Consider the following 21,613-nt stretch of genomic DNA (forward strand, 5'->3'; position numbering starts at 1 on the left):
GCCTGGGGCGGGGGGCGGGCGCTTAAACCGGAGTGTTAAACCGGGGTGCGGTAGGACATCCGCCGTACCGATCCGGTTTTGGAGCGCATCAGCAGTGTGGTGGTCTCAACCCAGCCTGGCTGGCGCTTGATTTCGGGCAGCAGCGAGCCGCCGGTGACGCCGGTGGCGGCAAAGATCACATCCTGGGTCACCATTTCATCGCGGGTATAAATCCGGTCAAGATCGGTGATGCCGGCTTTGGCGGCACGGCCCTTTTCGTCGTCATTGCGGAACAACAGGCGACCAAAAATCTGACCGCCCATACATTTCAGCGCCGCAGCGGCAAGAACACCCTCAGGTGCGCCGCCCTGGCCCATGTACATGTCGATGCCGGTGGTCTCAGATTCGGCGCAATGCATCACCCCGGCAACGTCGCCATCGGTGATCAGGCGAATGGCCGCGCCAGTTTCGCGGACCTCGGCAATCATTGCCTCGTGGCGGGGGCGTTCCAGAATGCAGACGGTAATGTCAGAGGCGGCGCAGCCCTTTGCAGCGGCCAGGGCCTCAACCCGTTCACGAGGCGACATATCCAGCGAGACAACACCATCGGGGTAGCCGGGGCCAACGGCCAGCTTGTCCATATAGGTGTCGGGGGCGTGCAGCATCGAGCCGCGCGGCCCCATGGCGATCACGGTCAGGGCGTTGGGCATGTCCTTGGCGGTCAGCGTGGTGCCTTCCAACGGGTCCAGCGCGATATCAACGCCGGGGCCATTGCCGGTGCCGACCTCTTCGCCAATGTACAGCATCGGGGCTTCGTCGCGTTCGCCTTCGCCAATGACTACGACACCTTTGATGTCGAGCAGGTTCAGCTGTTCGCGCATGGCGTTCACCGCCGCCTGATCTGCGGCTTTTTCATCGCCACGCCCAATCAGCGAGGCAGAGGCCAGTGCGGCCTGTTCAGCGACCCGGGCAAGGCCCAGAGACAGCATGCGGTCGTGGAAGGGGGCGTCGGCGGAGGTCTCGGTCATACTCAATATCCTGTTTAATCCGGGCGGGCTGCCTGTCGAATAGCCTTTTGCAGGGGGGACGGGCAAGGGATGATAGCGCAAGCTATGGCAGGAAGGCGCGCGCTGTGCCCTCAGGGGAGCAGATTTTGCGCGCCGCTGCCGTTTTAGGGGAGAGCTACAGCTCTTCGATACGCAGGGCGACGGGGGCGCCGTCGACAACACTGGCCTGGTCCAGCGCCTCGATGGCGATATCCAGCGCGGCGGAGGTGCATTTGTGGGTTACAATGAGCACCGGCGCGGTGGGCTCGGAGTGGCTGTATTGGCGCATCCGGTCGATCGAGATGCCGGCATCGCCCAGAGCGGTGGCCACTTTGGCCAGGGCGCCGGGTTTGTCCTGCAAGGCCAGACGCAGATAATAAGGCGCAGGCAGGCCGGTCTGGGCGGCGGGGATTTCTTGTAGGCTGGTGGCGGGCTGACCAAAGGTGGCAATGCGCAGGCCGCGTGCCAGATCGCAGATATCGCCAAGCACCGCGCTGGCGGTGGGGCCTTCGCCGGCACCAGGGCCGCGCAGCACAACCTGTTCCACCGCGTCGCCTTCGATCACCACCATATTGGTGCCGCCTTCCAGCTGGCCCAGGGGCGAATTCGCCGGCACCAGGCAGGGGGTCATCCGCTGCTCTAGCCCGCGCGCTGTGCGTTGTGCCACGCCAAGCAGTTTGATCCGGTAGCCCATATCGGCGGCGTGGCGAATATCGTCGATGGCAATGCGCTGGATGCCTTGCAGCACCACGTCGTCAAAGGCGGGCTTGCTGCCAAAGGCAATCGAGGACAGCAGCGCCAGTTTGTGGCCGGCATCAATGCCGCCAACGTCCAGATTGGGATCGGCTTCGAGATAGCCCAGTCGGCCACATTCGTCGAACAGGGTATTGTAGCCCTCGCCGGTGGCCTCCATCCGGGTGAGGATATAGTTGCAGGTGCCGTTCATCACCCCCATGATCCGAGTGACCTGATTGCCGGCCAGGCCTTCGGTCAGGGATTTGATCACAGGGATACCGCCGGCCACGGCTGCTTCAAAGCGGATCACCTGTCCTGCAGCTTCGGCCTGTTCGGCCAGGGCCTGACCATGGATGGCCAGCAGCGCCTTATTGGCGGTGACCACATCCTTGCCCGAAGCCAATGCCGCCTCAGTTGCGTCCTTGGCGGCACCGTCATGACCGCCCATGAGTTCGACAAAAACGTCCACGTCGTCGCGTTTGGCCAAGGCCACCGGGTCAGTCTCCCAGGCATAGCCTGTGAGGGCGACGCCGCGGTCTTTGCTGGCATCGCGGGCGGATACCGCAGTGATCACCACCGGGCGTCCTGTGCGCATCTCCAGCATTTCTGCCTGGCGGCGGATGATTTTTACCACGCCGACGCCTACCGTGCCCAAACCTGCAATCCCAAGACGAAGCGGTTTTGTCATAGCCGGAGATCCTTTTTGTTCCATCTGTGTTGTCCCGCCTTAGCGGGTTCAGAGAAAGGGTGCAACGGCGGTGGTATAGGGGGAGGGACATTCCCGAGTGAAAGAGCCGTGAATGCTGCTCTTTTGCCTGTGAGAGGTGCCTGTTAGAGCAGGCTGTGAGAGGTGGCTGTCAAAGGGGAATACGGGGCAACCAAATGCGGCGCGCCACACCGTTTAACAGCAACGGCTGTCACAGCAGGCCTGCGCAATACAAGGGGGGCGGCTGCGGGTGATCAGTTTGTGGCGCGGCGCAGCGCATCGGCCCGGCGTTGCAGAGTGTTGCTGCGCGCATTCAGGTTTTGCTCCAGTTGCGTGCTTTGCTGTTCGGGGGCAGGCTGCAGGGGCACCAGATCCTCGATCGGCAACAGCGGCGGGTAGTCGGCATTGCGCAGCTCTGGCGTCAGTTGATTCCTGAGCTCGGGGTCATTGCTGCACCCGGCAAGAGCCGCAACGGCAAAGCTGGCGCAGAGTAGGGTCAGAGGCAGGGAGCGGGTCATATGGTTTTCCTTTGGCCTGCCCCTTGATGCACAATCATCGGGCGCGGTACAAGGCAGTGCAGCCCTGTGGGTGCAGAATTTCGATCTGCCTCATTTTGCACCGGTTGCAGACCGGGTGGAGGATTGGACGCATGTATCTTACGGCAGGGTCTTTTTTCTGAACGAATGTTCAGTTACCGTGACCACATGGCACGCACACAAGGTTCACATTCTGATATTACCGGCCCGCGCATTCGCAGCGCGGCGCTGCGGCTGTTTGCGCAGCATGGCTATGCGGCGGTTTCGATGCGCCAGATTGCCAAAGAGGTCGGCGTTCAGGCCGGCGCCCTATATAATTACATCCCGGACAAGCAGAGCCTGCTGCACTCCTTGATGCAGGGCCACATGCGTGAGCTGTTGGCGGCTTGGCAAGCCCAGGAAAAACCGCAGGACGCCCTGGCGCTGCTGGAGCAGTTTGTGCGCTTTCACATCGGCTTTCATATGCAGCGATCTGATGAGGTTTTTATCGCCTATATGGAGTTGCGCAACCTGAGCGATGAGAATTTTGCAACCATCGAAGCTCTGCGGCGGGCCTATGAGGACGCGCTGGAGGCGGTGTTGAAACAGGGCGTCGAGGCGGGGCAGTTCACCCTGCCGGATACCAAGATCGCCACGCTGGCGGTGATTGCCATGCTGAACGGTGTGATGACCTGGTATCGCAGCGGCGGGCGCCTGTCGCTCGACGAGGTGGAAAGTGTCTATTGGGATATGGTGCGCAAATCTGTCACCGCCTGAGATCCGGCTGGGGTCTGACCAAAAGGAGCGCTACCGCGCACGGCTATTCTGCAAGTGGCAGGGTGACGCCAAAGGGCGATTTCATTGTTTGGGGATAGGGCGGTACAGGCGCTGAGATGGCTTTGACGGGCGGGTCCGCCCCTCAAAGCCGATTGCAAGTATGCTAAGGTTTGCGCGTCAAGGACAAGCCGCCTTTCAGGCGGGGCCTGCGGCCTCCTTGACCCGCGCTGGTTCAGTGGGCCAGATCAGTGGGCCGGTGCGATAAAGGTGCCGTTGCGCAGATCCTTGAAGGCCTGCTGCAGCTCTGCCTTTGTATTCATCACAATGGGGCCGTGCCAGGCCACCGGTTCCTGGATCGGCGCGCCGGAAATGAGCAGAAACCGCAGACCTTCGGGGCCGGCCTGCACGGTGATCTCATCCCCGGTGCCAAAGCGCACCAGAGTACGGTTGCCGGAAAGGTCGCGGATATTGACCTCTTGGCCTGCCACCTCTTTTTCCAGCAGTACACCTTGTGGGGCGGAGGCATCGACAAAGGCGCCGGCGCCTTCAAAAATATAGGCAAAAGCGCGTCTGTAGGTGTCGATCTTGATCCGCTTGGTGACCCCGGCGGGGATCGAGATGTCCAGATACTGTGGATCCGCAGCGATCCCATCCACCGGGCCGCGTTTGCCCCAGAACTCTCCGGTGATCACCCGGACATGGGTGCCGTCATCATCGGTGATCTCGGGGATTTCGCGGGCGGCGACGTCCTGATAGCGTGGCGCGCACATCTTTTGATCCGCTGGCAGATTGCCCCAGAGCTGGAACCCGTGCATCTGCCCAGAGGCATTGCCGCGGGGCATTTCCTGATGCAGGATGCCGGATCCGGCGGTCATCCACTGTACATCGCCGGCGCCGAGGCTGCCAGTGTTGCCAAGGGAATCGCTGTGTTCGACCTCGCCGGAGAGCACATAGGTGATGGTCTCGATGCCGCGGTGCGGGTGCCAGGGAAAGCCCTGCAGGTAGTCGGCGGGGATTTCATTGCGGAAATCGTCGAACAGCAGAAACGGGTCCAGCTCGCTGGGATCCTGAAATCCAAAGGCGCGGTGCAGTTTGACACCGGCGCCTTCCAGAGTTGGGCGGGCCTGGCGGGTTTCCATAATGGATCTGGCAGAGGAGGGGCTAAGCGACATGGGAGACGTCCTGTGAGTGGCGGTGTGTTCTAATAGTTAGGGCGCATTCAAAGAGTGCAAAATCCCCAAGAGATCACCGCTTCTGTGCGCAGGTGCACAGAGCGCTTTTCCCAGGTGCCCGTCTTTAGGTGTCTGTCTTTAGGTGCCCATCTTCAGGTGTCTGTGTTGCTGTCCTGTGCCCACCAGGTGCCGGGCTTGACGCGGGTGCCGTGATCCTTGGCCAGCAGCAGGGCAAGTTTGCGAAACCGGGACAGCGCCAGGCGCAGCCAGACACGGTTTTGCGCCTTGGTGTAGTCGCGGTTAAATGGGCAGACCCGCATGCAAATGGCGCAGTCCGTGGCCAGTTTGGCCCAGAAAGAGAAGCATTTCTCCGCGTCAGAGGTCCATTTGCGCACGCCTTTGATGGCAGAGATATTGCTGCCGCCTTCTTGTGGCGCGCCAAAGGGCAGGGCTTTGACCGGGCAGGCATCGGCGCATTTGGTGCAGATATCGCAAAAGGCGCGCACGCCCTGGGGTTTGGGGGCATCATGGGTGAGGGGCAGGTTGGTAAAGATCTTTGAGAACCGCAGGCGGGGGCCAAATTCCGGCGTGATCACCATTTGATTGCGGGCATATTCGCCCAGTCCGGCCTTCACCGCATAGGGGATCACCAGCCCGGTGTCATTCATCGAGGCCACCGCCTCGTAGCCGAGATTGCGGATATAGGCGGCCAGCTGCATCACCACAGAGGTCTCGTGGCTGTATTCCCGTCCAGTCGCAGCACCGGCCAGCGCAGATGGATAGGTGGCGACCAGATCCGCCTCCATCTCGTGGCCCAGAACAATGACGCTGTTCAGCCCCTGGGGCAGCGGATGGGGCGCTTCGGAAAAGTCACGGGTATCGACGCGGGCGCTATAAAGCCAACGCTCGTCCAGATCGGTAATACCACAGAGATCGGCGCCAAAGAATTTTGAAATACGCTTGATTTCGGCGCTCATTTGGCCGGGGTCCTCAATCGCGATAGGGTCTGGCGCCACGGGGGTGTCGTTTTCAATAGCCGCTTGGAAACCTTCGCGGATGCCGTCCTCGCCCCGGCGGTTGGCGATTACATCCGAGACCAGCCAGGCGGCATTGCGCAGGGCAAAGTCGCGTTGGGTGAAGCCGTCACCACGGCGCGGGGCTGCTTCCATCCGGTAGGAGGCAAAGAATTTTTCGGTGTGTTTTGATTTGACCCTGGGATCCCAAAAGGCGCGGGTGAAGATATCGTTGCGTTGGCTGAACCGTTCAAACGCGTCTGAAATCTCGATACCGGCTGCGGCATCGCTGTCCTGGCGGGGTGGGGTGTTCTGGGGCCAACGCATGGCAAGACGGTATTGGCTCCTGTGGGGACAGGCAAGGGGCGGTTCCGGGAGGTCGCGCGTTTTGGCGGCTGGTGTTGCCGGGGCTGTTCGTGGTGCCAAAATCAGGCTATGTCCCGGCGCAACGTAGGCTCCGCGCGGGGCTCAGAGGATGGCAGGAGAGCGACAAATGACTGACGAAGTCTTGGTTACAGTGGAGGCCTCGGGGCTGCGGCGTGTCATGGGGGTGGCCATGCTTGCGGTGATTGGCGTGCTGCTGCTGTATGTTGCGGCGTCAAAGCCGCCATCGTTGGCCTGGCTGGCGTTTTTGCTGGGGATCGGGCTTGGCGCCTTGTGGTTGTCGGTCCGCATGTGGCAGGCGACCAGCCATAAGATCGAGCTGACAGAGAAGGTCCTGCGCTGCACCGATGGCACTGTGATTGCGCAGGTTTGTGATATTGAGGCCATTGATCGCGGTTTCTTTGCGTTTAAACCGTCCAACGGTTTTTTGATCCGCACCGCGACACCGGGCGCGCGGGTCTGGCTGCCGGGCCTGTGGTGGCGCGCTGGGCGCCGCATTGGCATTGGCGGTGTTACACCGGGGTCGCAAAGCAAGACCATGTCAGAGATCCTGGCTGCGATGATTGCGCAACGCAGCATGGGCTCCTAGTGGCTTAATCCGTGGATCCTGCGCCATCGTCATGGCCGCCACCGCTGCCGAGGTCGCCTTCGAAACGCACCAGCGGCGCAAAACGGGGCCGGGTGAAGACAAAGTTGTTGATGTCCAGCTGTGGCAGCCCGACGTTAAATGCAGGGCTCATTTCGTTGCGGGTCTCAACCAGAATAACCCGTTCTTCATCCGGCATGGTCGGCAGGTCGCTTTCGACTGCGCCGATGGTTGCATTGGTCCAGGCGACCAAGGATCCGCCGCGAACTTTTGACCAGTCCACGTAGTAGCGGTTGCTGTCTTCGTCCCAGCGCACCACAGAAATGCGCAGGGTTATTGCCGAGTCCGAGCGGATCAGCAGCTGGCTCATCTTGTACATGCTGTCGATGTAGGTGTCGTTCAGCGTTGTGGTCTCGCGAGAGATCAAATCCGAGATGGTATAGGCGGCTTTCAGGTTGACGGTTTCCTGACGGAAGGCGTCAAAGTAAGTGTAGATGGCGACAAACAGCCACAAAAGCAGCGGCATATAGATCGCAAATTCGACCGTTACCGTCCCTTTGGTGTTGCGGGAAAAGCCGCGCAGACATTTGATCAGTGGGGAAAACATGGTTTACTTCGGCTCCTGCACAAAGGCGGACACGGCCACCAGGCTGACCAGCCCTTCGGGGTCGGCAGTGGAGAGACTTTCGCCAAACCCCCAGCCTGAGAACAAGGGCTTAAAACGCATGCAGGCGCGAATCAGCATCAGGTCGTTAGACCTGCCGGTGTTAGAAAAGCCACGCACCGGCAACACTTCTTCTGGTTTGCTGATGCAGTCGACCTGTTCATTGACGTCCACCCAGGCAAAGGGGTCGAGCTGCACCATTTCCAGTCGCAATGAGGTCGAGCAATTGTCGATGAAGCCTGAGAGGTCACAGATTTGATCCCTTACGACATCGTGTTGCGGGGCTGACCCGGTGGTTAGGCGAATGTTGCGCACCGCGATGTCCAAAGCGCGTTCCAACTGGGATTGGCGCAGGACAACCATGCCCAGCTCGACGGTCGAGGTCAGCAGCATAAAGAACAGCGGCATCAGAATTGCAAATTCGACGGTCACGGTGGCCTTTGTGTCGCCGCGAAAGCGCCGGAACAGGCGTTTTGCAGAGGATAAAATCATTGGGTCAACCTCAGCTGGCGGATCGATGTGGCGATCGAGGCAAAGGCGTCTTTGATTTCTAGTCCGTTCACATCAAAGTAATGGGAATCGGTGCTGGCGCAGTCGCGCAGAACCGCGACCCCGTTGCTGGGGGCTTCAAAGCCGATGGTGTAGACAACAATGCCCTTGGCCTTGGCCGCCGCGCAGACGCTGCGTGTGCGATTGTTCTTGGTCCCATTGCCGTAGCTGGAATAGATCCCATAATACCAGGTATTTCGCGCTTGATAGAAATCCATCCAGTCATCAAAGATGTAGCGATACAGGTACTTCAACGAGGTCCGTGCAAACAGTTCATTATAGCTCAGCCCTGAGATGACGTTGCCAGTGTCGTCAAAGACAGTGGCGTCTGGGTGGTTTGCGGCGGTCTGTTCTGAAATCCATTGGCAGTTATTTCCGTAGCGATCGCAGTCTTTAAAGGAGCTGTTACCTGTGCCAATCGGGTGGTCAGACCATTTTGGATAATAGGGAAGGTGCCAGTAATAGCGATCATTATAGGCATCATAGGTGGAGTAGACCTTTAGTGAGGCAGTCCCGGTGTTGTATCTTGTGTCATCGCGTCCTTCGAGAATGGCAAAATGCGCCCCTGAGGGGCCGTCACGATGGTCGTCATTTACATAATATTGCGAGGTGTTCTGCCCATCGGTCATCAAAACAATGATTTTAATGGTATCAGCATCGGTGTAGTCGGCCGGGCGGGCAGAAAAACCGTTCGGGACACTTGGACCAGCGCCCGCAGCCGTCCCGGAGGCCAGCGCAGAAATGGCTGGGCGCGTGGAGGGATCAAGCAGGACGGTCCCCCATTTCATGCCAATATCAATCGAGGTATTACCCCCGGCGGACAGGTTTTGAATGAAGTTTTTGAGCGTGTTCGCATCCTGCTGAAGCGGCAGGATTTGCCGCGACTGCCGCGGGTCACAAACCGGGTCTTGGATCAGGCGGGGGCTGTTGTAATAGGTCCGCATATCCCGATTGCTGTATCCCCAAGGGGTGAAATGCATCGTGCGCTTCAGGATCATGTCCCATGTGGGGAGCGGCGTTTTAGTCGGCAGAGATGTGGTATTGAACCGATCTCCTTCAAAGTTGATGCAGTACGAATAGTCGTTGTTGCCTTCGGTGTTATACTGCAGCATCAGGTTTTCCGGCATGGAGACCTGCGTCGCATAAGGCACCACCGAGATCGACATCTTTCCCTCGGTGGTGTTGGCCACCATGGTGTCGATAAAATCTTTTGCTGCCACCTTGAGGTTGGTCAGGCGGCTGTTTGAGTTCATTGAACCGGACACATCCAGAACCAGCGAAATCTCCAATCCGTCGATGCTTTCCTCTGCTTTGGACGTGGCATAGATCGGCAGATCCGTACCGCCAGAGAACCGCATCAGATGGGCCTCGAAGGTGGAGTTGATGGTCGCCTGCACCCGCTTATAGCCTAACCCGGTTTCCACAACTGGTGGCGTGTAGTGCTCGCCCAGGCCCGCCTTGTTCAGGTAGTCCTTTACCACAACAGCCGGGGGTTGGGTCTGGTCCAGATCTGCAGCAGCCAGAACCGCACGGTCCAGGGTGTATTGCAGCATTGTCCGGTCGCGCTCCATCCGCATCAGGTCCACACCCAGGCCGCCAACCGCCAGCATCGCCAGGAAAAAGGCAACCGTCGGATAGGCCATGACGCCGCTTTCGTCGCGGCGGAATGCTCGCAGCCGGTTAACGCCTTGGTGCAGGACGCTAAGGGGGAGAGCCGTGACGGTCGTGTGGCGCAGTGTCATGAACAACAGCCTCTTCGGCCCCTCACAGAGGGGGCATAGGAGTGAAACGGGTTTTGGTCTCATTCATATTTGATTTGGGAAGATGGCGGAAATGGGGCGGCCGCAAGTCCATTTAGTTTCAATTTTCTTAATACAAAGGCAATTGAGTGCCAAACGGGGCGATTGTTTACGGTTTCTTGCCAAAATGCGGGGTGCGGGACTTTGGTAAAGTCGAATCGGAGTAAGGATCAGTTTTTAGTGAATTTCGAAATGGAATGGTTAAAAAGGTCGCACTCTTTAAACTTCCGTGCATAGAGTTGCTCTAACGATAGGAATCAGTCGTTGACAGAGCACGGAGAACCGCCAATGAGCAGCCCCCAAGAACCCAGCTTCCGCGAGAGTGTTGATCTGATGTTCAACAGAGCAGTCGCTTTGATGGACCTGCCGCCTGGGTTGGAGGAGAAAATTCGCGTCTGCAACGCCACCTATACGGTGCGGTTTGGGGTGCGGCTGCGTGGTGAAATGGTGACCTTCACAGGCTATCGCTCAGTCCATTCCGAGCACATGGAACCGGTCAAAGGCGGCATTCGCTATGCGATCAATGTGCATCAGGATGAGGTCGAGGCCCTGGCCGCGCTCATGACCTATAAATGTGCCCTGGTCGAAGCCCCCTTTGGCGGATCCAAGGGCGGTTTGTGCATTGATCCGCGCAAATATGAAGAACATGAACTGGAACTGATCACCCGCCGTTTTGCCTATGAATTGGCAAAACGCGACCTGATTCACCCCAGCCAGAACGTGCCGGCGCCTGATATGGGCACCGGCGAGCGCGAGATGGCCTGGATCGCGGATCAATACGCGCGGATGAACACCACCGATATCAATGCCCGTGCCTGTGTCACTGGCAAGCCGCTGAATGCCGGTGGCATTGCCGGCCGGGTCGAGGCGACGGGGCGTGGGGTGCAATATGCGCTGCGTGAATTTTTCCGTCATCCCGAAGACATGGCCAAAGCGGGTCTTGGCGGGAAGCTGAAAGATAAGCGCATTATTGTGCAGGGGCTTGGCAATGTGGGTTACCACGCTGCCAAATTCCTCAGCCAGGAAGATGGCGCGCTGATCACCGGTGTGATCGAGCGCGATGGTGCCCTGTACCGGAGCGAAGGTCTGGACGTGGAGGCGGTGCACAATTGGATCGTCAAACATGGCGGCATTTCCGGTTACCCGGATGCGACTTTGCTGGAAAATGGCGCGGAGCTGTTGGAGAAGGAGTGCGATATCCTGATCCCGGCGGCGCTGGAGGGGGTGATTAACCTCTCCAACGCGGATCGCATCAAGGCGCCACTGATCATCGAGGCCGCCAATGGTCCGGTGACGGCGGGTGCGGATGAGATCCTGCGCAACAAAGGCACCGTTATCATCCCGGATATGTATGCCAATGCTGGTGGTGTGACGGTCTCTTACTTTGAGTGGGTCAAGAACCTGAGCCATATCCGCTTTGGCCGGATGCAGCGTCGCCAGGAAGAGGCACGCCACCAGCTGGTGGTCGATGAGTTGGAAGGCCTGTCAGACAGCATGGGGAAAACCTGGACGCTGACCGAGGGCTTCAAAGAGAAGTATCTGCGCGGCGCTGATGAGCTGGAGCTGGTACGCTCGGGGCTGGATGACACCATGCGGATTGCCTATCAGTCCATGCGTGAAGTCTGGCACAGCCGCGATGATGTCACCGATCTGCGCACCGCTGCCTATCTGGTCTCTATCGGCAAAGTAGCTGCCAGCTACCGGGCCAAGGGGCTTTGAGGGTGTAATCAAAGCACGGATCGGTTTTCTGATCTTGATGGCGGGCCTGGTGCCCGCCATTTTTTATGGCGCTCCATGCAGGGACCGGGCTTGCGGGGCAGGCGGCCCAATTCACGCTGGGGGCGCACCACAAAGGCCCAGAAGCGGCAGGGAAAGTCGCAAAATGGCCTAGACATATGTGTACATTTCCTGTGCAAAGACTGGCAAGAGCACGCTTGTCTCAGGAATTTTCCCCTCTGGGGCTAGGCGTCCTGCGGCAAAGCCGCTAGCAATATCACAGGTTTACCACCCCGCAGCTGGGGGTGTCGGGCAGGATGAAACGCGGGAGGGCTGCAATGGGTTTTTCGGGATGGCGGGTGCTTAAGGAAGGGCTGACCGGCAACAAGGGCTGGGGGCCGCATTGGCGCGATCCGGACCCAAAGCGCGAATATGATGTGGTGATCATTGGCGGCGGCGGCCATGGGCTGGCCACCGCATACTATCTTGCTGCCGAACATGGGATCACCAATATTGCGGTTCTGGAGAAAGGCTATCTCGGTGGTGGCAATGTCGGGCGCAATACCACCATTGTGCGGGCCAATTATTACCTGCCGGGCAACTCTGAATTTTATTCACACTCGCTGCGGCTCTGGGAGGGGCTGGAGCAGGAGCTGAACTACAATGTGATGATGTCCCAGCGCAGTGTGCTCAATCTCTATCACAATGACGGTCAGCGGGACGCGGCGGTGCGGCGGGGGAATTCGATCATCAATCAGGGGGATGACGCCGAGCTGCTGGATCGTGAGGCGGTGCGCAGGCTGGCCCCCTATCTGAATTTTGACAACAACCGCTTTCCGATCATGGGCGCGCTGATGCAGCGCCGGGCCGGGACTGCGCGCCATGACGCCGTGGCCTGGGGCTTTGCCCGGGGCGCGGATCGGCGTGGGGTGGATCTGATCCAAAACTGCGAGGTTACCGGCATCGACGTGGAGGGCGGCAAGGTGACCGGGGTGCAGACTGCGCGCGGCCCGATCCGGGCCAAGAAGGTCGCCCTGGCAGCAGCCGGACGCAGCGGTCAGGTGGCGGCCATGGCAGGGCTGACCCTGCCGATTGAGAGCCACGTCTTGCAGGCCTTTGTGTCCGAAGGGGTGAAGCCGCTGGTTGATCAGGTGATCACCTTTGCCGAGGGGCACCTTTATATCAGCCAGTCTGACAAGGGCGGTTTGGTCTTTGGCAGCTATCTGGATTTTTACAGCTCATATGCGGCGCGGGGTAATCTGCCGATGGCGGAACATACCATGGAGACCTGCGTTGCCATGGTGCCTGCCGTCAGCAAGGCGCGACTGCTGCGCAGCTGGGGTGGCATTATGGATATGACCCCGGATGGATCGCCGATTATTGATCACTCTCCCATTGAGGGTCTCTATCTGAATTGCGGCTGGTGTTATGGCGGCTTCAAGGCGACGCCGGGGTCGGGGAATGCCTATGCCCATCTGATTGCCACGGATCGCCCCCACGGGGCTGCGACCCGGTTCAAGCTGGACCGCTTTCGCAGTGGCTACGGGATGATGGATGAGGAGGGAACCGGTGCGCAACATAATCTCCACTAGGTCCTTGGGGCTCTGGCTGGATGCCTCCGGCGGAGGTATTTTGGGTAAGATGAAGCAGGAGTGTCAGGCATGAGGATCCACTGTCCCCATTGTGGCGAACGCGACCGACGTGAGTTTTATGTCAAGGGCGCGGCGTTGGAACGCCCTGGGCTGGATGCCGAGTTGGACGACTGGCATGCATATGTGAACCTGCGAAAGAACCCTGCCGGGGTTTTGGCGGAGCTGTGGTATCACGAGATGGGCTGTGGCGCCTGGCTCAGTGTGACGCGCAACACTGCGACACATGAGATTCTGAAGGTGGAGCTGGCCTCTGCTGCGGGATTGGGAGGGACAGAATGAGGATCGCGGGGAAAGGGTTCAGCGCTGAAGGCAAGACCGTCAATTTTACCTTCAACGGGCGGCATCTGATGGGGCTGGAGGGGGATACGCTGGCCTCTGCCTTGTTGGCCAATGATATTCATCTGGTGGGACGGTCGTTTAAATATCACCGTCCGCGTGGCATTCTGACGGCAGGCAGCGAGGAGCCCAATGCGCTGGTTACTCTGGGGCATGGCCCCGGACAGGACCCCAATATTCGCGCCACCACGCAGGAGCTTTATGAGGGGCTTGAGGCGCGCAGTCAGAACTGTTGGCCTTCGGTGGAGCACGATATTCTGGCGGTCAACAATCTGGCGGCGCCGTTCTTTGGGGCCGGGTTTTATTATAAGACCTTCATGTGGCCCGCGGCCTTCTGGGAAAAGCTGTATGAGCCGATGATCCGTCGCGCGGCGGGGCTTGGGGCATTATCCGGAGAGGCAGATCCTGATTGTTACGAGAAGGCCTATGCCTTTTGTGATCTTCTGGTGGTTGGCTCTGGTCCTGCGGGGCTGATGGCGGCCCTGACGGCGGGGCGCGCGGGGGCGGATGTTTTGCTGCTGGAAGAGGACAGCCGTCTGGGCGGGCGTCTTTTGGTTGAGCAGGAAGAGATCGATGGCCAGCCCGCAGGTGTCTGGTTGCAGGAAGTGCTGGCAGAGCTGGGCGCGATGCCGAATGTGCGCCTGATGGCGCGCACGACGGTCACGGGCGCCTATGATCAGGGCACCTATGGGGCGCTGGAACGGGTGAGCCAGCATGAGATGCGGCGGCACTCCTTGAAGGAGTGTCATCGTCCGCGTGAGTGTTTTTGGCGCATTGCAGCGAAACACTGTGTGCTGGCGGCTGGGGCGATTGAGCGCCCGGTGGCCTTTCGCAACAATGACCGGCCCGGGGTGATGATGGCCAGCGCGGTGCGCGCCTACCTGAACCGTTGGGGGGTAGCGCCAGGAGAGCGGGTGACGCTGTTTGCCAATAACAATGATGCCCATCGGACGGCCCGTGATCTGGCACAGGCTGGCGTGCATGTTGCGGCGGTGATCGACAGTCGCCATGACGCGCCAGACAGTGATCTGTACCCGGTGATGAAGGGGGCGCAGATCTGCAATACCAGTGGTGGCAGACGGCTGGAAAGCATCACGGTGCGGTCGGTACGTGGTGAAGAACGGATCCAGACAGATTGCCTGGCGATGTCGGGGGGGTGGAACCCCTCGGTGCATTTGACCTGCCATCTGAATGCGCGGCCTGTCTGGCGCCGCGAGGTGCTGGCCTTTGTGCCCGCCCCTGGTGCGGTGCCGGGGTTGCGGGCTGTGGGGGCTTGCAACGGAACGTTCTCGACCCAAGGTGCGCTGAACGAAGGGGCTGAGGCTGCCGGTCAAGTGCTGGACGCGCTGGGCGTGGCGGGCGCGCGGGCTGATGTGCCTGTTGCCGAGGATGCGGCCTATCAAATTGCGCCGCTTTGGGCGGTGCCCGGGAAGGGCCGTGCCTGGCTTGATTTTCAGAACGATGTCACCGTGAAGGATGTCACCCAGGCGGCAGGAGAGAATTTCCGTTCGGTCGAGCATATGAAGCGCTACACCACCCAAGGCATGGCGACGGATCAGGGTAAGAATTCCAACGTGGCAGCCTTGGCGGTGCTGGCAGATGTGACCGGGCGCTCGATCCCCGAAACAGGGACGACCACCTTTAGGCCGCCGTTTGTACCGGTGTCGATTGGCGCCATGGGGGCCGGGGCGGCGGATCAGGGCTTCAAACCGAAGCGCTTTTTGACATCGCACAACGCTTCGGAGGAGCGCGGGGCCAGCCAGCTGGAGGTTGGGCTGTGGTACCGGGCGGCCTATTTTCCCAAGCAGGGCGAGAGCAACTGGCGGCAGTCCTGTGATCGTGAGACCATGTGGGTGCGCCGCGCCGTTGGGGTTTGCGATGTGTCAACGCTGGGCAAGATCGATATTCAGGGGCCGGACGCGGCCAAGCTGCTGGATTTTGTCTATACCAATACATTCAGCACGCTGAAGCAGGGGCGTGTGCGCTATGGGCTGATGTTGCGCGAAGACGGCTTTGTCATGGATGACGGCACCTGCGCGCGGCTGGGCGAGACCCATTATGTGATGACCACCACCACCGCAGCGGCGGGTGAGGTGATGGCGCATCTGGAATTTATCGCCCAGGTGCTACGCCCGCAGTGGGATGTGCGCTTTACCTCCGTCACAGAGCACTGGGCGCAGTTTGCCGTTGCAGGCCCCAAATCGCGTGAGCTGCTGAATGGCTTGCTGGATGCTCCAATCGATGGTGACAGCTGGCCCTTTATGGCCTGTGGTGAGGTCTCAGTCATGGGGGTAAAGGGGCGCCTGTTCCGGATCTCCTTCTCTGGGGAGGAGGCCTATGAGCTGGCCCTGCCTGCGGGGTACGGTGACAGCTTGTTCCGCACCCTGTTGTCGCGCGCCGAAGCCCTGGGTGGTGGCGCCTACGGCATGGAGGCGCTGAATGTGCTGAGGATTGAAAAGGGGTTTATCACCCATGCCGAAATCAATGGCACGGTGACGGCCCATGACCTGGGGCTGGCGGGCATGTTGTCCAAGAAGAAGGACTTTATCGGCAAGGCCATGGCCCATCGTCCGGGGTTGGTTGATGCGGACCGTATGCAGATGATCGGGCTGAAACCCCTTGGCGCGGTAAAAGAGCTGAGTGCTGGGGCGCATCTCTTTGCGCCTGAGGACCCGGTGGAGCGGGTGCATGATCAGGGCTATGTGACTTCAGCCGGGTTCTCACCTGAGCTGGGACATATGATTGCGCTTGGCTTTTTGAAACGGGGTGCAAGCCGGATCGGGGATGAGATCCGCCTGGTGGACCATATGCGCGGCATTGATACGCTCTGCGAAGTGGTTGAGCCGGTGTTTTACGACCCAGAAGGAGAACGGACCCGTGGCTGAACTGCTTGTCAAAACCGCTTGTGATGGCCTCGAATCGCTCAAGATCGGCTTGCTTACCCTGACCGAAAGCAAGCCACAGACCCTGACCACGCTGGCCCCCTACCAAGGCGAGCAGCAGGCGCTCGACAAGGCCCTGACGAAGGCGCATGGGGTTGGCTTTCCGGGAGTGAATGACTCGACCTCTGGCAAGGGGGCGCGGGTCTTGTGGTTTGGCCGCGACCTGGCGCTATTGATGGGGCCACAGCCGGACCCAAGCCTGGCCAGACATGCGGCCCTTACGGACCAAAGTGCTGGCTGGGCGGTGATGGAGCTGGCGGGGCCTGGGGCTGAGGATGTCCTGGCGCGGCTCTGCCCGGTGGATCTGCGGTTTGCGGTTGGGGCATCTGTGCGCACCGAGGCCAAACACATGATGGCTTCCCTTTGTCGTCTTGATAAAGATCGGTTTCAGATCATGGTGTTCCGATCCATGGCGCAGACATTGCACCATGATCTTAAAACAGCGATGGAAGCTTGGGCGGCGCGGAGGTAATCTGCCGGGATCTTCAACTGATTCCGGGAGCGATCCATGATCCGCATCACCCTTGCCGCCGTTCTCTTGGCAGCGCCTGCCTCTGCTGCCGACAGAAAAGAAGACAGCTGTAAATATCAGGGCCAGGTCATGGCCGCGGTTCAGGCCGCCCGTCTGGACCGTGTCAGCAAGGCAGATGTCGAACAGGTCATTCTTGACAGTGAACCCGACTGGCCAGAACAATATTCCAAGGCGATCCCGCAGCTGGCCGAGCACATCTATGCCATGAAGCGCCGGGACCTGAAGGCGACGGAATTTGGCCCGCTGCTGGAACAGCAATGCCTGGAAAACTGGGATCAGATTCAGGAAATGAAACGACAGTTGAAATCAAACTGATATGTCTTTGACACCTGGATTCATGGATGAATTGCGCAGCCGGATCAGCATCTCTGATGTTGTCGGGCGCAAAGTCATGTGGGACCAGCGCAAGTCAAATACCGGCAAGGGCGATCTGTGGGCACCTTGCCCCTTTCACCATGAAAAAAGCGCGTCCTTTCATGTGGATGACCGCAAAGGTTACTACTATTGCTTTGGCTGTCAGGCCAAAGGCGATGCGCTGAAATTTGTCCAGGAAACCGAAAATGTCGGCTTTATGGAGGCGGTGGAAATCCTCGCGCGGGAGGCGGGAATGGAGATGCCAGCCCGCGATCCCAAGGCGCAGCAGAAACAGGACCGTCGCACGCAGCTGATCGAGGTGATGGAGCAGGCGGTGCAGTTCTTCCGCCTGCAGCTGAAAACCAATAACGCCGCAATGGCCCGTAGCTATTTGCAGCGCCGTGGCCTCACCCCACCGGCCCTGGATCGGTGGGAGATCGGTTTTGCGCCGGATGGCTGGCAGAACCTCTGGGATCACCTGCGTGGCAAAAACGTGCCCGAAGAGCTGATCATGGCCGCCGGTCTGGCCAAGCCCTCGACCAAGGGCGGGCGGTCCTATGATACCTTTCGCAACCGGATCATGTTTCCGATCCGCGACGCCCGTGGCCGCGCCATTGCCTTTGGCGGCCGCGCCATGGATCCCAACGACAATGCCAAATACCTGAACTCGCCCGAGACCGAGCTGTTCGACAAAGGCCGCAGCCTGTACAACCACGCCCCTGCGCGGGCAGCGGCTGGTCGCGGTACGCCCCTGATCGTGGCTGAGGGCTATATGGATGTGATTGCCCTGTCCGAGGCAGGCTTCCCGTCCGCCGTCGCGCCTTTGGGTACGGCGGTGACGGAGACCCAGCTGCAGCTGATGTGGCGGATGGCGGATGAGCCAATCATCGCGCTGGATGGCGACACCGCCGGTCTGCGCGCCGCCATGCGGGTGATTGATCTGGCCCTGCCACTGTTGCAGGCAGGTAAATCCCTGCGCTTTGCCATTATGCCAGACGGGCAGGACCCGGATGATCTGATCAAAGCCAAGGGGCCAGAAGCGGTGCAGGTGGTGCTGGATCAGGCCATGCCGATGGTTAAGCTGCTGTGGCAACGCGAAACCGAGGGCAAGGTTTTTGACAGCCCCGAGCGCAAGGCCACCCTGGATAAGGCGCTGCGGGAAAAGATCAAACTGATCCGTGACCCGTCGATCCGCAAACACTATGGCGAGGATATCAAGGATCTGCGCTGGGAGCTGTTTCGTGGCAATCGCCCCGAAGGCCGGGATCGTGACTTTGACCCCGGCGGCTCTGGCGATGGATGGCAGGGCGGCGGCACCTGGAAGCCAGGCCGCAAGGGCGGCTTTGGCGATGGCGCACGCAGACCCTGGAAAGGGCAGAAGGTCGCGCCGGCCCCCATGGCCAGCACCCGCAGCTCGTTGGTGGTGGCTGCCAATGAGGCAGAAATCGCCCGCGCCCGCGAGGCAGTGGTGCTGGCGGTCGCGATCTCGACGCCGGATATGATCGCTGAGTTCGAGGGAAACCTGGAACGTATGCTCTGTGCTGACGCAGATCTGAGCCGTCTCAGGGACCAAGTGTTGCGGTTTGGCATCGATACGCCGCAGCAGCTGAAAGATCGCATTATTGAGAATCTTGGGGGTCAAGCCCTTGAAAATCTGATGACGCTTGGCCACGTGGCAATTATCCCCTGCCTGCGCAGACCCAGTGATTTTGACGCGGCCCGGCAGACCCTGGCCGAAGAATTCGCCAAACTGGAGGCCCTGCAGGGGTTGAATGCAGAGTTGGCTGAGGCCGCAGAGGACCTGACAGGACTGGCGGATGAGGCTTTGACCTGGCGTCTAAAGCAGGCGGCCGAAGCGCGAAATCGCGCGGTGCGCAGCGAGAACGAGGACAAGGCCAACTTTGATGTGGGCGAGAATGGCGCGCGACTCGATCGCGAGGAACTCGATGCTTTTGGCGCCCTTTTGGACAGAATCGGCTTCTCTCAAAAGTGATTCGTGCAGCCCGCGTGTCGTTTTGCTAAGGAAGAGCCAAAGAAAATTCGCTAAACCGGGTGACGAATCACACGATCGCGCTAATGATTCGCTCATCCGAATCGCCCAGCCTCTTAGGGAGCAATGAATGGCCGCCAAAGATAACGACGACCGTAAGCCTGACGATCAGGACGCTGAAATCTCGCTGGACATGAGCCAGGCCGCGGTCAAAAAGATGATCGCCGAAGCCCGTGAGAAGGGCTACATCACCTATGACCAGCTCAACCAGGTGCTGCCTCCCGATCAGGTGAGCTCGGAGCAGATCGAAGATGTGATGTCGATGCTGTCGGAAATGGGCATCAATATTATCGAAGATGAGGAAGTCGAAGAGGAAGAGCAGAAGGGCTCAACCGAACTGGTTTCCGCCGATAGCCCGCGTGAAGTCGCGGTTGCCGGAGCGGCTTCTGAGAAGCTGGACCGGACCGATGACCCGGTGCGCATGTATCTGCGCGAGATGGGCACGGTCGAACTGCTGAGCCGCGAAGGCGAGATCGCCATTGCCAAGCGCATCGAGGCCGGCCGTAACACCATGATCGCCGGGCTGTGCGAAAGCCCGCTGACCTTTCAGGCGATCACCATCTGGCACGACGAACTTTTGTCAGAGGACATCCTGCTGCGCGACGTGATCGATCTGGAAGCCACCTTTGGCAACCAGTTGGATGAAGACGGTGAAGCCGCAGAACCCGTGGTGCCCGTGGTTCCAGGTGCCGCGCCCGCTGCGGCTGCGCCCGCCAAGGAAGAAACCCAGGAGCTTGATGCCGATGGCAACCCGATTGCCACGGATGATGATGACGACGAAGACGAGCAGGCCAATATGTCGCTTGCAGCCATGGAAGCGGCCCTGAAGGATCGGGTGCTGACCACGCTGGAGCATATTTCGACAGATTTTGCCCGGCTGTCAGAGATGCAGGATAGCCGGATCTCGGCAACCCTGAACGAGGACGGCTCGTTTGGCAAAAAAGACGAGGCGACCTACCAGTCGCTGCGCTCTGAAATTGTTGAGCTGGTGAACGGGCTGCATCTGCATAACAACCGTATCGACGCGCTGATTGACCAGCTTTACGGCATCAACCGCCGTGTTATGCAGATCGACAGCTCGATGGTGAAACTGGCGGACCAGGCCCGTATCAACCGTCGCGAATTTGTCGAAGCCTACCGGGGCCGCGAGCTTGACCCCAACTGGCTGTCTGACATGGGCGAAAAGCCCGGCCGGGGCTGGCAGATGTTCATTGAGCGCTCGACCGACAAAGTCGAAGAACTGCGCGCCGATATGGCCCAGGTGGGTCAATATGTTGGTCTGGACATCTCTGAATTCCGCCGCATCGTGCAGCAGGTTCAGAAAGGCGAAAAAGAGGCCCGTCAGGCCAAGAAGGAAATGGTCGAGGCCAACCTGCGTCTGGTTATCTCGATTGCCAAGAAATACACCAACCGTGGTTTGCAGTTCCTCGATCTCATTCAGGAAGGCAACATCGGGTTGATGAAGGCGGTGGACAAGTTCGAATACCGCCGTGGTTATAAGTTCTCCACCTATGCCACCTGGTGGATCCGTCAGGCCATCACCCGCTCTATTGCGGATCAGGCCCGTACCATCCGGATCCCGGTGCATATGATCGAGACCATCAACAAACTGGTCCGCACCGGTCGCCAGATGCTGCACGAAATTGGCCGCGAGCCCACGCCTGAAGAGCTGGCCGAAAAGCTGCAAATGCCGCTGGAAAAGGTCCGCAAGGTGATGAAGATCGCCAAGGAGCCGATCAGCCTTGAGACGCCGATTGGCGACGAAGAAGACAGCCAGCTGGGTGATTTCATCGAGGACAAGAATGCCGTGCTGCCGCTGGACAGCGCCATTCAGGAAAACCTCAAGGAAACCACCACCCGGGTTCTGGCCTCGCTCACCCCGCGCGAAGAACGGGTTTTGCGGATGCGTTTTGGCATCGGCATGAACACCGACCACACGCTGGAAGAAGTCGGCCAGCAGTTTAGCGTGACCCGTGAGAGGATCCGCCAGATCGAGGCCAAGGCGCTCAGGAAACTGAAGCACCCCAGCCGCAGCCGCAAGTTGCGCAGCTTCCTGGATCAGTAGTAAGAAGGGCGTCCTACGGGGCGCCTTTTTTCTATTTGGAG

At 59.7% G+C, this 21,613-nt stretch carries 18 protein-coding genes; 10 read left to right on the forward strand and 8 right to left on the reverse strand.

The genetic code is table 11. The annotated features are described in order from the left end of the window. Window positions 1–35: 35 nt before the first annotated feature. The 3 genes from glpX to N1037_08045 form a co-directional block, all read right to left on the reverse strand. Window positions 36–1,007: a class II fructose-bisphosphatase gene (gene glpX, locus N1037_08035; GenBank protein UWS80948.1), complete on the reverse strand. Its 972-nt coding sequence runs from the start codon at window positions 1,005–1,007 to the stop codon at window positions 36–38. A gap of 154 nt (window positions 1,008–1,161) precedes the next feature. Next, a complete protein-coding gene (locus N1037_08040; protein ID UWS80949.1) occupies window positions 1,162–2,448 on the reverse strand; it encodes a homoserine dehydrogenase in 1,287 nt (428 codons plus the stop codon). Window positions 2,449–2,720: 272 nt separating this feature from the next. Continuing rightward, the gene (locus N1037_08045) at window positions 2,721–2,984 is read right to left on the reverse strand and encodes a hypothetical protein (GenBank protein UWS80950.1); all 264 of its coding nucleotides are present in this window, start codon (window positions 2,982–2,984) and stop codon (window positions 2,721–2,723) included. A gap of 186 nt (window positions 2,985–3,170) precedes the next feature. Here N1037_08045 and N1037_08050 point away from each other — a divergent pair, with 186 nt between their 5' ends. Then, window positions 3,171–3,758 carry a TetR/AcrR family transcriptional regulator gene (locus N1037_08050; GenBank protein ID UWS80951.1) on the forward strand — a complete coding sequence of 196 codons (588 nt, stop codon included), beginning with the start codon at window positions 3,171–3,173 and terminating at the stop codon, window positions 3,756–3,758. A 245-nt stretch (window positions 3,759–4,003) separates the two neighbouring features. Here N1037_08050 and N1037_08055 read toward each other — a convergent pair whose 3' ends face one another. Both N1037_08055 and N1037_08060 read right to left on the reverse strand, forming a co-directional pair. Continuing rightward, window positions 4,004–4,930 (reverse strand): pirin family protein, encoded by a 927-nt coding sequence (locus tag N1037_08055; GenBank protein ID UWS80952.1) that lies wholly within the window; start codon window positions 4,928–4,930, stop codon window positions 4,004–4,006. A 152-nt stretch (window positions 4,931–5,082) separates the two neighbouring features. Next, entirely contained in the window at window positions 5,083–6,270 is a 1,188-nt protein-coding gene (locus N1037_08060; protein UWS80953.1) for a 4Fe-4S dicluster domain-containing protein, read from the reverse strand. A gap of 166 nt (window positions 6,271–6,436) precedes the next feature. Between N1037_08060 and N1037_08065 the strand changes: the two genes are divergently transcribed. Beyond that, entirely contained in the window at window positions 6,437–6,916 is a 480-nt protein-coding gene (locus N1037_08065; protein UWS80954.1) for a hypothetical protein, read from the forward strand. Between the two features lie 4 nt (window positions 6,917–6,920). Here the strand turns inward: N1037_08065 and N1037_08070 are convergent, their stop codons facing one another. From N1037_08070 to N1037_08080, 3 genes are read right to left on the reverse strand one after another with little or no spacing between them, the layout of a single operon-like run. Further along, window positions 6,921–7,520: a pilus assembly protein gene (locus tag N1037_08070; protein ID UWS80955.1), complete on the reverse strand. Its 600-nt coding sequence runs from the start codon at window positions 7,518–7,520 to the stop codon at window positions 6,921–6,923. A 3-nt stretch (window positions 7,521–7,523) separates the two neighbouring features. Then, on the reverse strand, window positions 7,524–8,069 hold the full coding sequence (locus N1037_08075) for a pilus assembly protein (GenBank protein ID UWS80956.1): 546 nt from the start codon (window positions 8,067–8,069) through the stop codon (window positions 7,524–7,526). Next, a complete protein-coding gene (locus tag N1037_08080) occupies window positions 8,066–9,868 on the reverse strand; it encodes a Tad domain-containing protein (protein ID UWS80957.1) in 1,803 nt (600 codons plus the stop codon). The genes N1037_08075 and N1037_08080 overlap by 4 nt, the downstream gene beginning before the upstream one ends. A 345-nt stretch (window positions 9,869–10,213) precedes the next feature. Between N1037_08080 and N1037_08085 the strand changes: the two genes are divergently transcribed. From N1037_08085 to rpoD, 8 genes are all read left to right on the forward strand, one after another. Continuing rightward, the gene (locus N1037_08085; GenBank protein UWS80958.1) at window positions 10,214–11,644 is read left to right on the forward strand and encodes a Glu/Leu/Phe/Val dehydrogenase; all 1,431 of its coding nucleotides are present in this window, start codon (window positions 10,214–10,216) and stop codon (window positions 11,642–11,644) included. Between the two features lie 335 nt (window positions 11,645–11,979). Next, window positions 11,980–13,233, forward strand: a complete 1,254-nt coding sequence (locus N1037_08090; GenBank protein UWS80959.1) for a sarcosine oxidase subunit beta family protein — start codon at window positions 11,980–11,982, stop codon at window positions 13,231–13,233. Window positions 13,234–13,302: 69 nt separating this feature from the next. Continuing rightward, window positions 13,303–13,572, forward strand: coding sequence for a sarcosine oxidase subunit delta (locus N1037_08095; GenBank protein ID UWS80960.1), 270 nt, complete (start codon window positions 13,303–13,305; stop codon window positions 13,570–13,572). Further along, complete coding sequence (locus N1037_08100) at window positions 13,569–16,514, forward strand: sarcosine oxidase subunit alpha family protein (protein ID UWS80961.1); 2,946 nt, start codon at window positions 13,569–13,571, stop codon at window positions 16,512–16,514. Before N1037_08095 ends, N1037_08100 begins: the two co-directional genes overlap by 4 nt. Beyond that, window positions 16,507–17,043, forward strand: a complete 537-nt coding sequence (locus N1037_08105; GenBank protein UWS80962.1) for a sarcosine oxidase subunit gamma — start codon at window positions 16,507–16,509, stop codon at window positions 17,041–17,043. Before N1037_08100 ends, N1037_08105 begins: the two co-directional genes overlap by 8 nt. Before the next feature lie 36 nt (window positions 17,044–17,079). After that, the gene (locus N1037_08110; GenBank protein UWS80963.1) at window positions 17,080–17,418 is read left to right on the forward strand and encodes a hypothetical protein; all 339 of its coding nucleotides are present in this window, start codon (window positions 17,080–17,082) and stop codon (window positions 17,416–17,418) included. A gap of 1 nt (window position 17,419) precedes the next feature. Further along, the gene (gene dnaG, locus N1037_08115) at window positions 17,420–19,450 is read left to right on the forward strand and encodes a DNA primase (protein ID UWS80964.1); all 2,031 of its coding nucleotides are present in this window, start codon (window positions 17,420–17,422) and stop codon (window positions 19,448–19,450) included. 127 nt (window positions 19,451–19,577) lie between these two features. Further along, window positions 19,578–21,572, forward strand: a complete 1,995-nt coding sequence (gene rpoD, locus N1037_08120) for an RNA polymerase sigma factor RpoD (protein ID UWS80965.1) — start codon at window positions 19,578–19,580, stop codon at window positions 21,570–21,572. Window positions 21,573–21,613: the final 41 nt, after the last annotated feature.

Source organism: Phaeobacter sp. G2, assembly GCA_025163595.1.
Classification (GTDB): domain Bacteria; phylum Pseudomonadota; class Alphaproteobacteria; order Rhodobacterales; family Rhodobacteraceae; genus Pseudophaeobacter.

Bases quoted from the DNA above. Each gene is read 5' to 3' on its own strand.
- N1037_08070 (UWS80955.1), bottom strand. From the start codon at position 7,520: ATGTTTTCCCCACTGATCAAATGTCTGCGCGGCTTTTCCCGCAACACC.
- N1037_08040 (UWS80949.1), bottom strand. From the start codon at position 2,448: ATGACAAAACCGCTTCGTCTTGGGATTGCAGGTTTGGGCACGGTAGGC.
- N1037_08080 (UWS80957.1), bottom strand. From the start codon at position 9,868: ATGACACTGCGCCACACGACCGTCACGGCTCTCCCCCTTAGCGTCCTG.
- dnaG (UWS80964.1), top strand. From the start codon at position 17,420: ATGTCTTTGACACCTGGATTCATGGATGAATTGCGCAGCCGGATCAGC.
- N1037_08095 (UWS80960.1), top strand. From the start codon at position 13,303: ATGAGGATCCACTGTCCCCATTGTGGCGAACGCGACCGACGTGAGTTT.
- N1037_08045 (UWS80950.1), bottom strand. From the start codon at position 2,984: ATGACCCGCTCCCTGCCTCTGACCCTACTCTGCGCCAGCTTTGCCGTT.
- N1037_08090 (UWS80959.1), top strand. From the start codon at position 11,980: ATGGGTTTTTCGGGATGGCGGGTGCTTAAGGAAGGGCTGACCGGCAAC.
- N1037_08075 (UWS80956.1), bottom strand. From the start codon at position 8,069: ATGATTTTATCCTCTGCAAAACGCCTGTTCCGGCGCTTTCGCGGCGAC.
- N1037_08110 (UWS80963.1), top strand. From the start codon at position 17,080: ATGATCCGCATCACCCTTGCCGCCGTTCTCTTGGCAGCGCCTGCCTCT.
- rpoD (UWS80965.1), top strand. From the start codon at position 19,578: ATGGCCGCCAAAGATAACGACGACCGTAAGCCTGACGATCAGGACGCT.
- glpX (UWS80948.1), bottom strand. From the start codon at position 1,007: ATGACCGAGACCTCCGCCGACGCCCCCTTCCACGACCGCATGCTGTCT.
- N1037_08050 (UWS80951.1), top strand. From the start codon at position 3,171: ATGGCACGCACACAAGGTTCACATTCTGATATTACCGGCCCGCGCATT.
- N1037_08085 (UWS80958.1), top strand. From the start codon at position 10,214: ATGAGCAGCCCCCAAGAACCCAGCTTCCGCGAGAGTGTTGATCTGATG.
- N1037_08065 (UWS80954.1), top strand. From the start codon at position 6,437: ATGACTGACGAAGTCTTGGTTACAGTGGAGGCCTCGGGGCTGCGGCGT.
- N1037_08060 (UWS80953.1), bottom strand. From the start codon at position 6,270: ATGCGTTGGCCCCAGAACACCCCACCCCGCCAGGACAGCGATGCCGCA.
- N1037_08055 (UWS80952.1), bottom strand. From the start codon at position 4,930: ATGTCGCTTAGCCCCTCCTCTGCCAGATCCATTATGGAAACCCGCCAG.
- N1037_08100 (UWS80961.1), top strand. From the start codon at position 13,569: ATGAGGATCGCGGGGAAAGGGTTCAGCGCTGAAGGCAAGACCGTCAAT.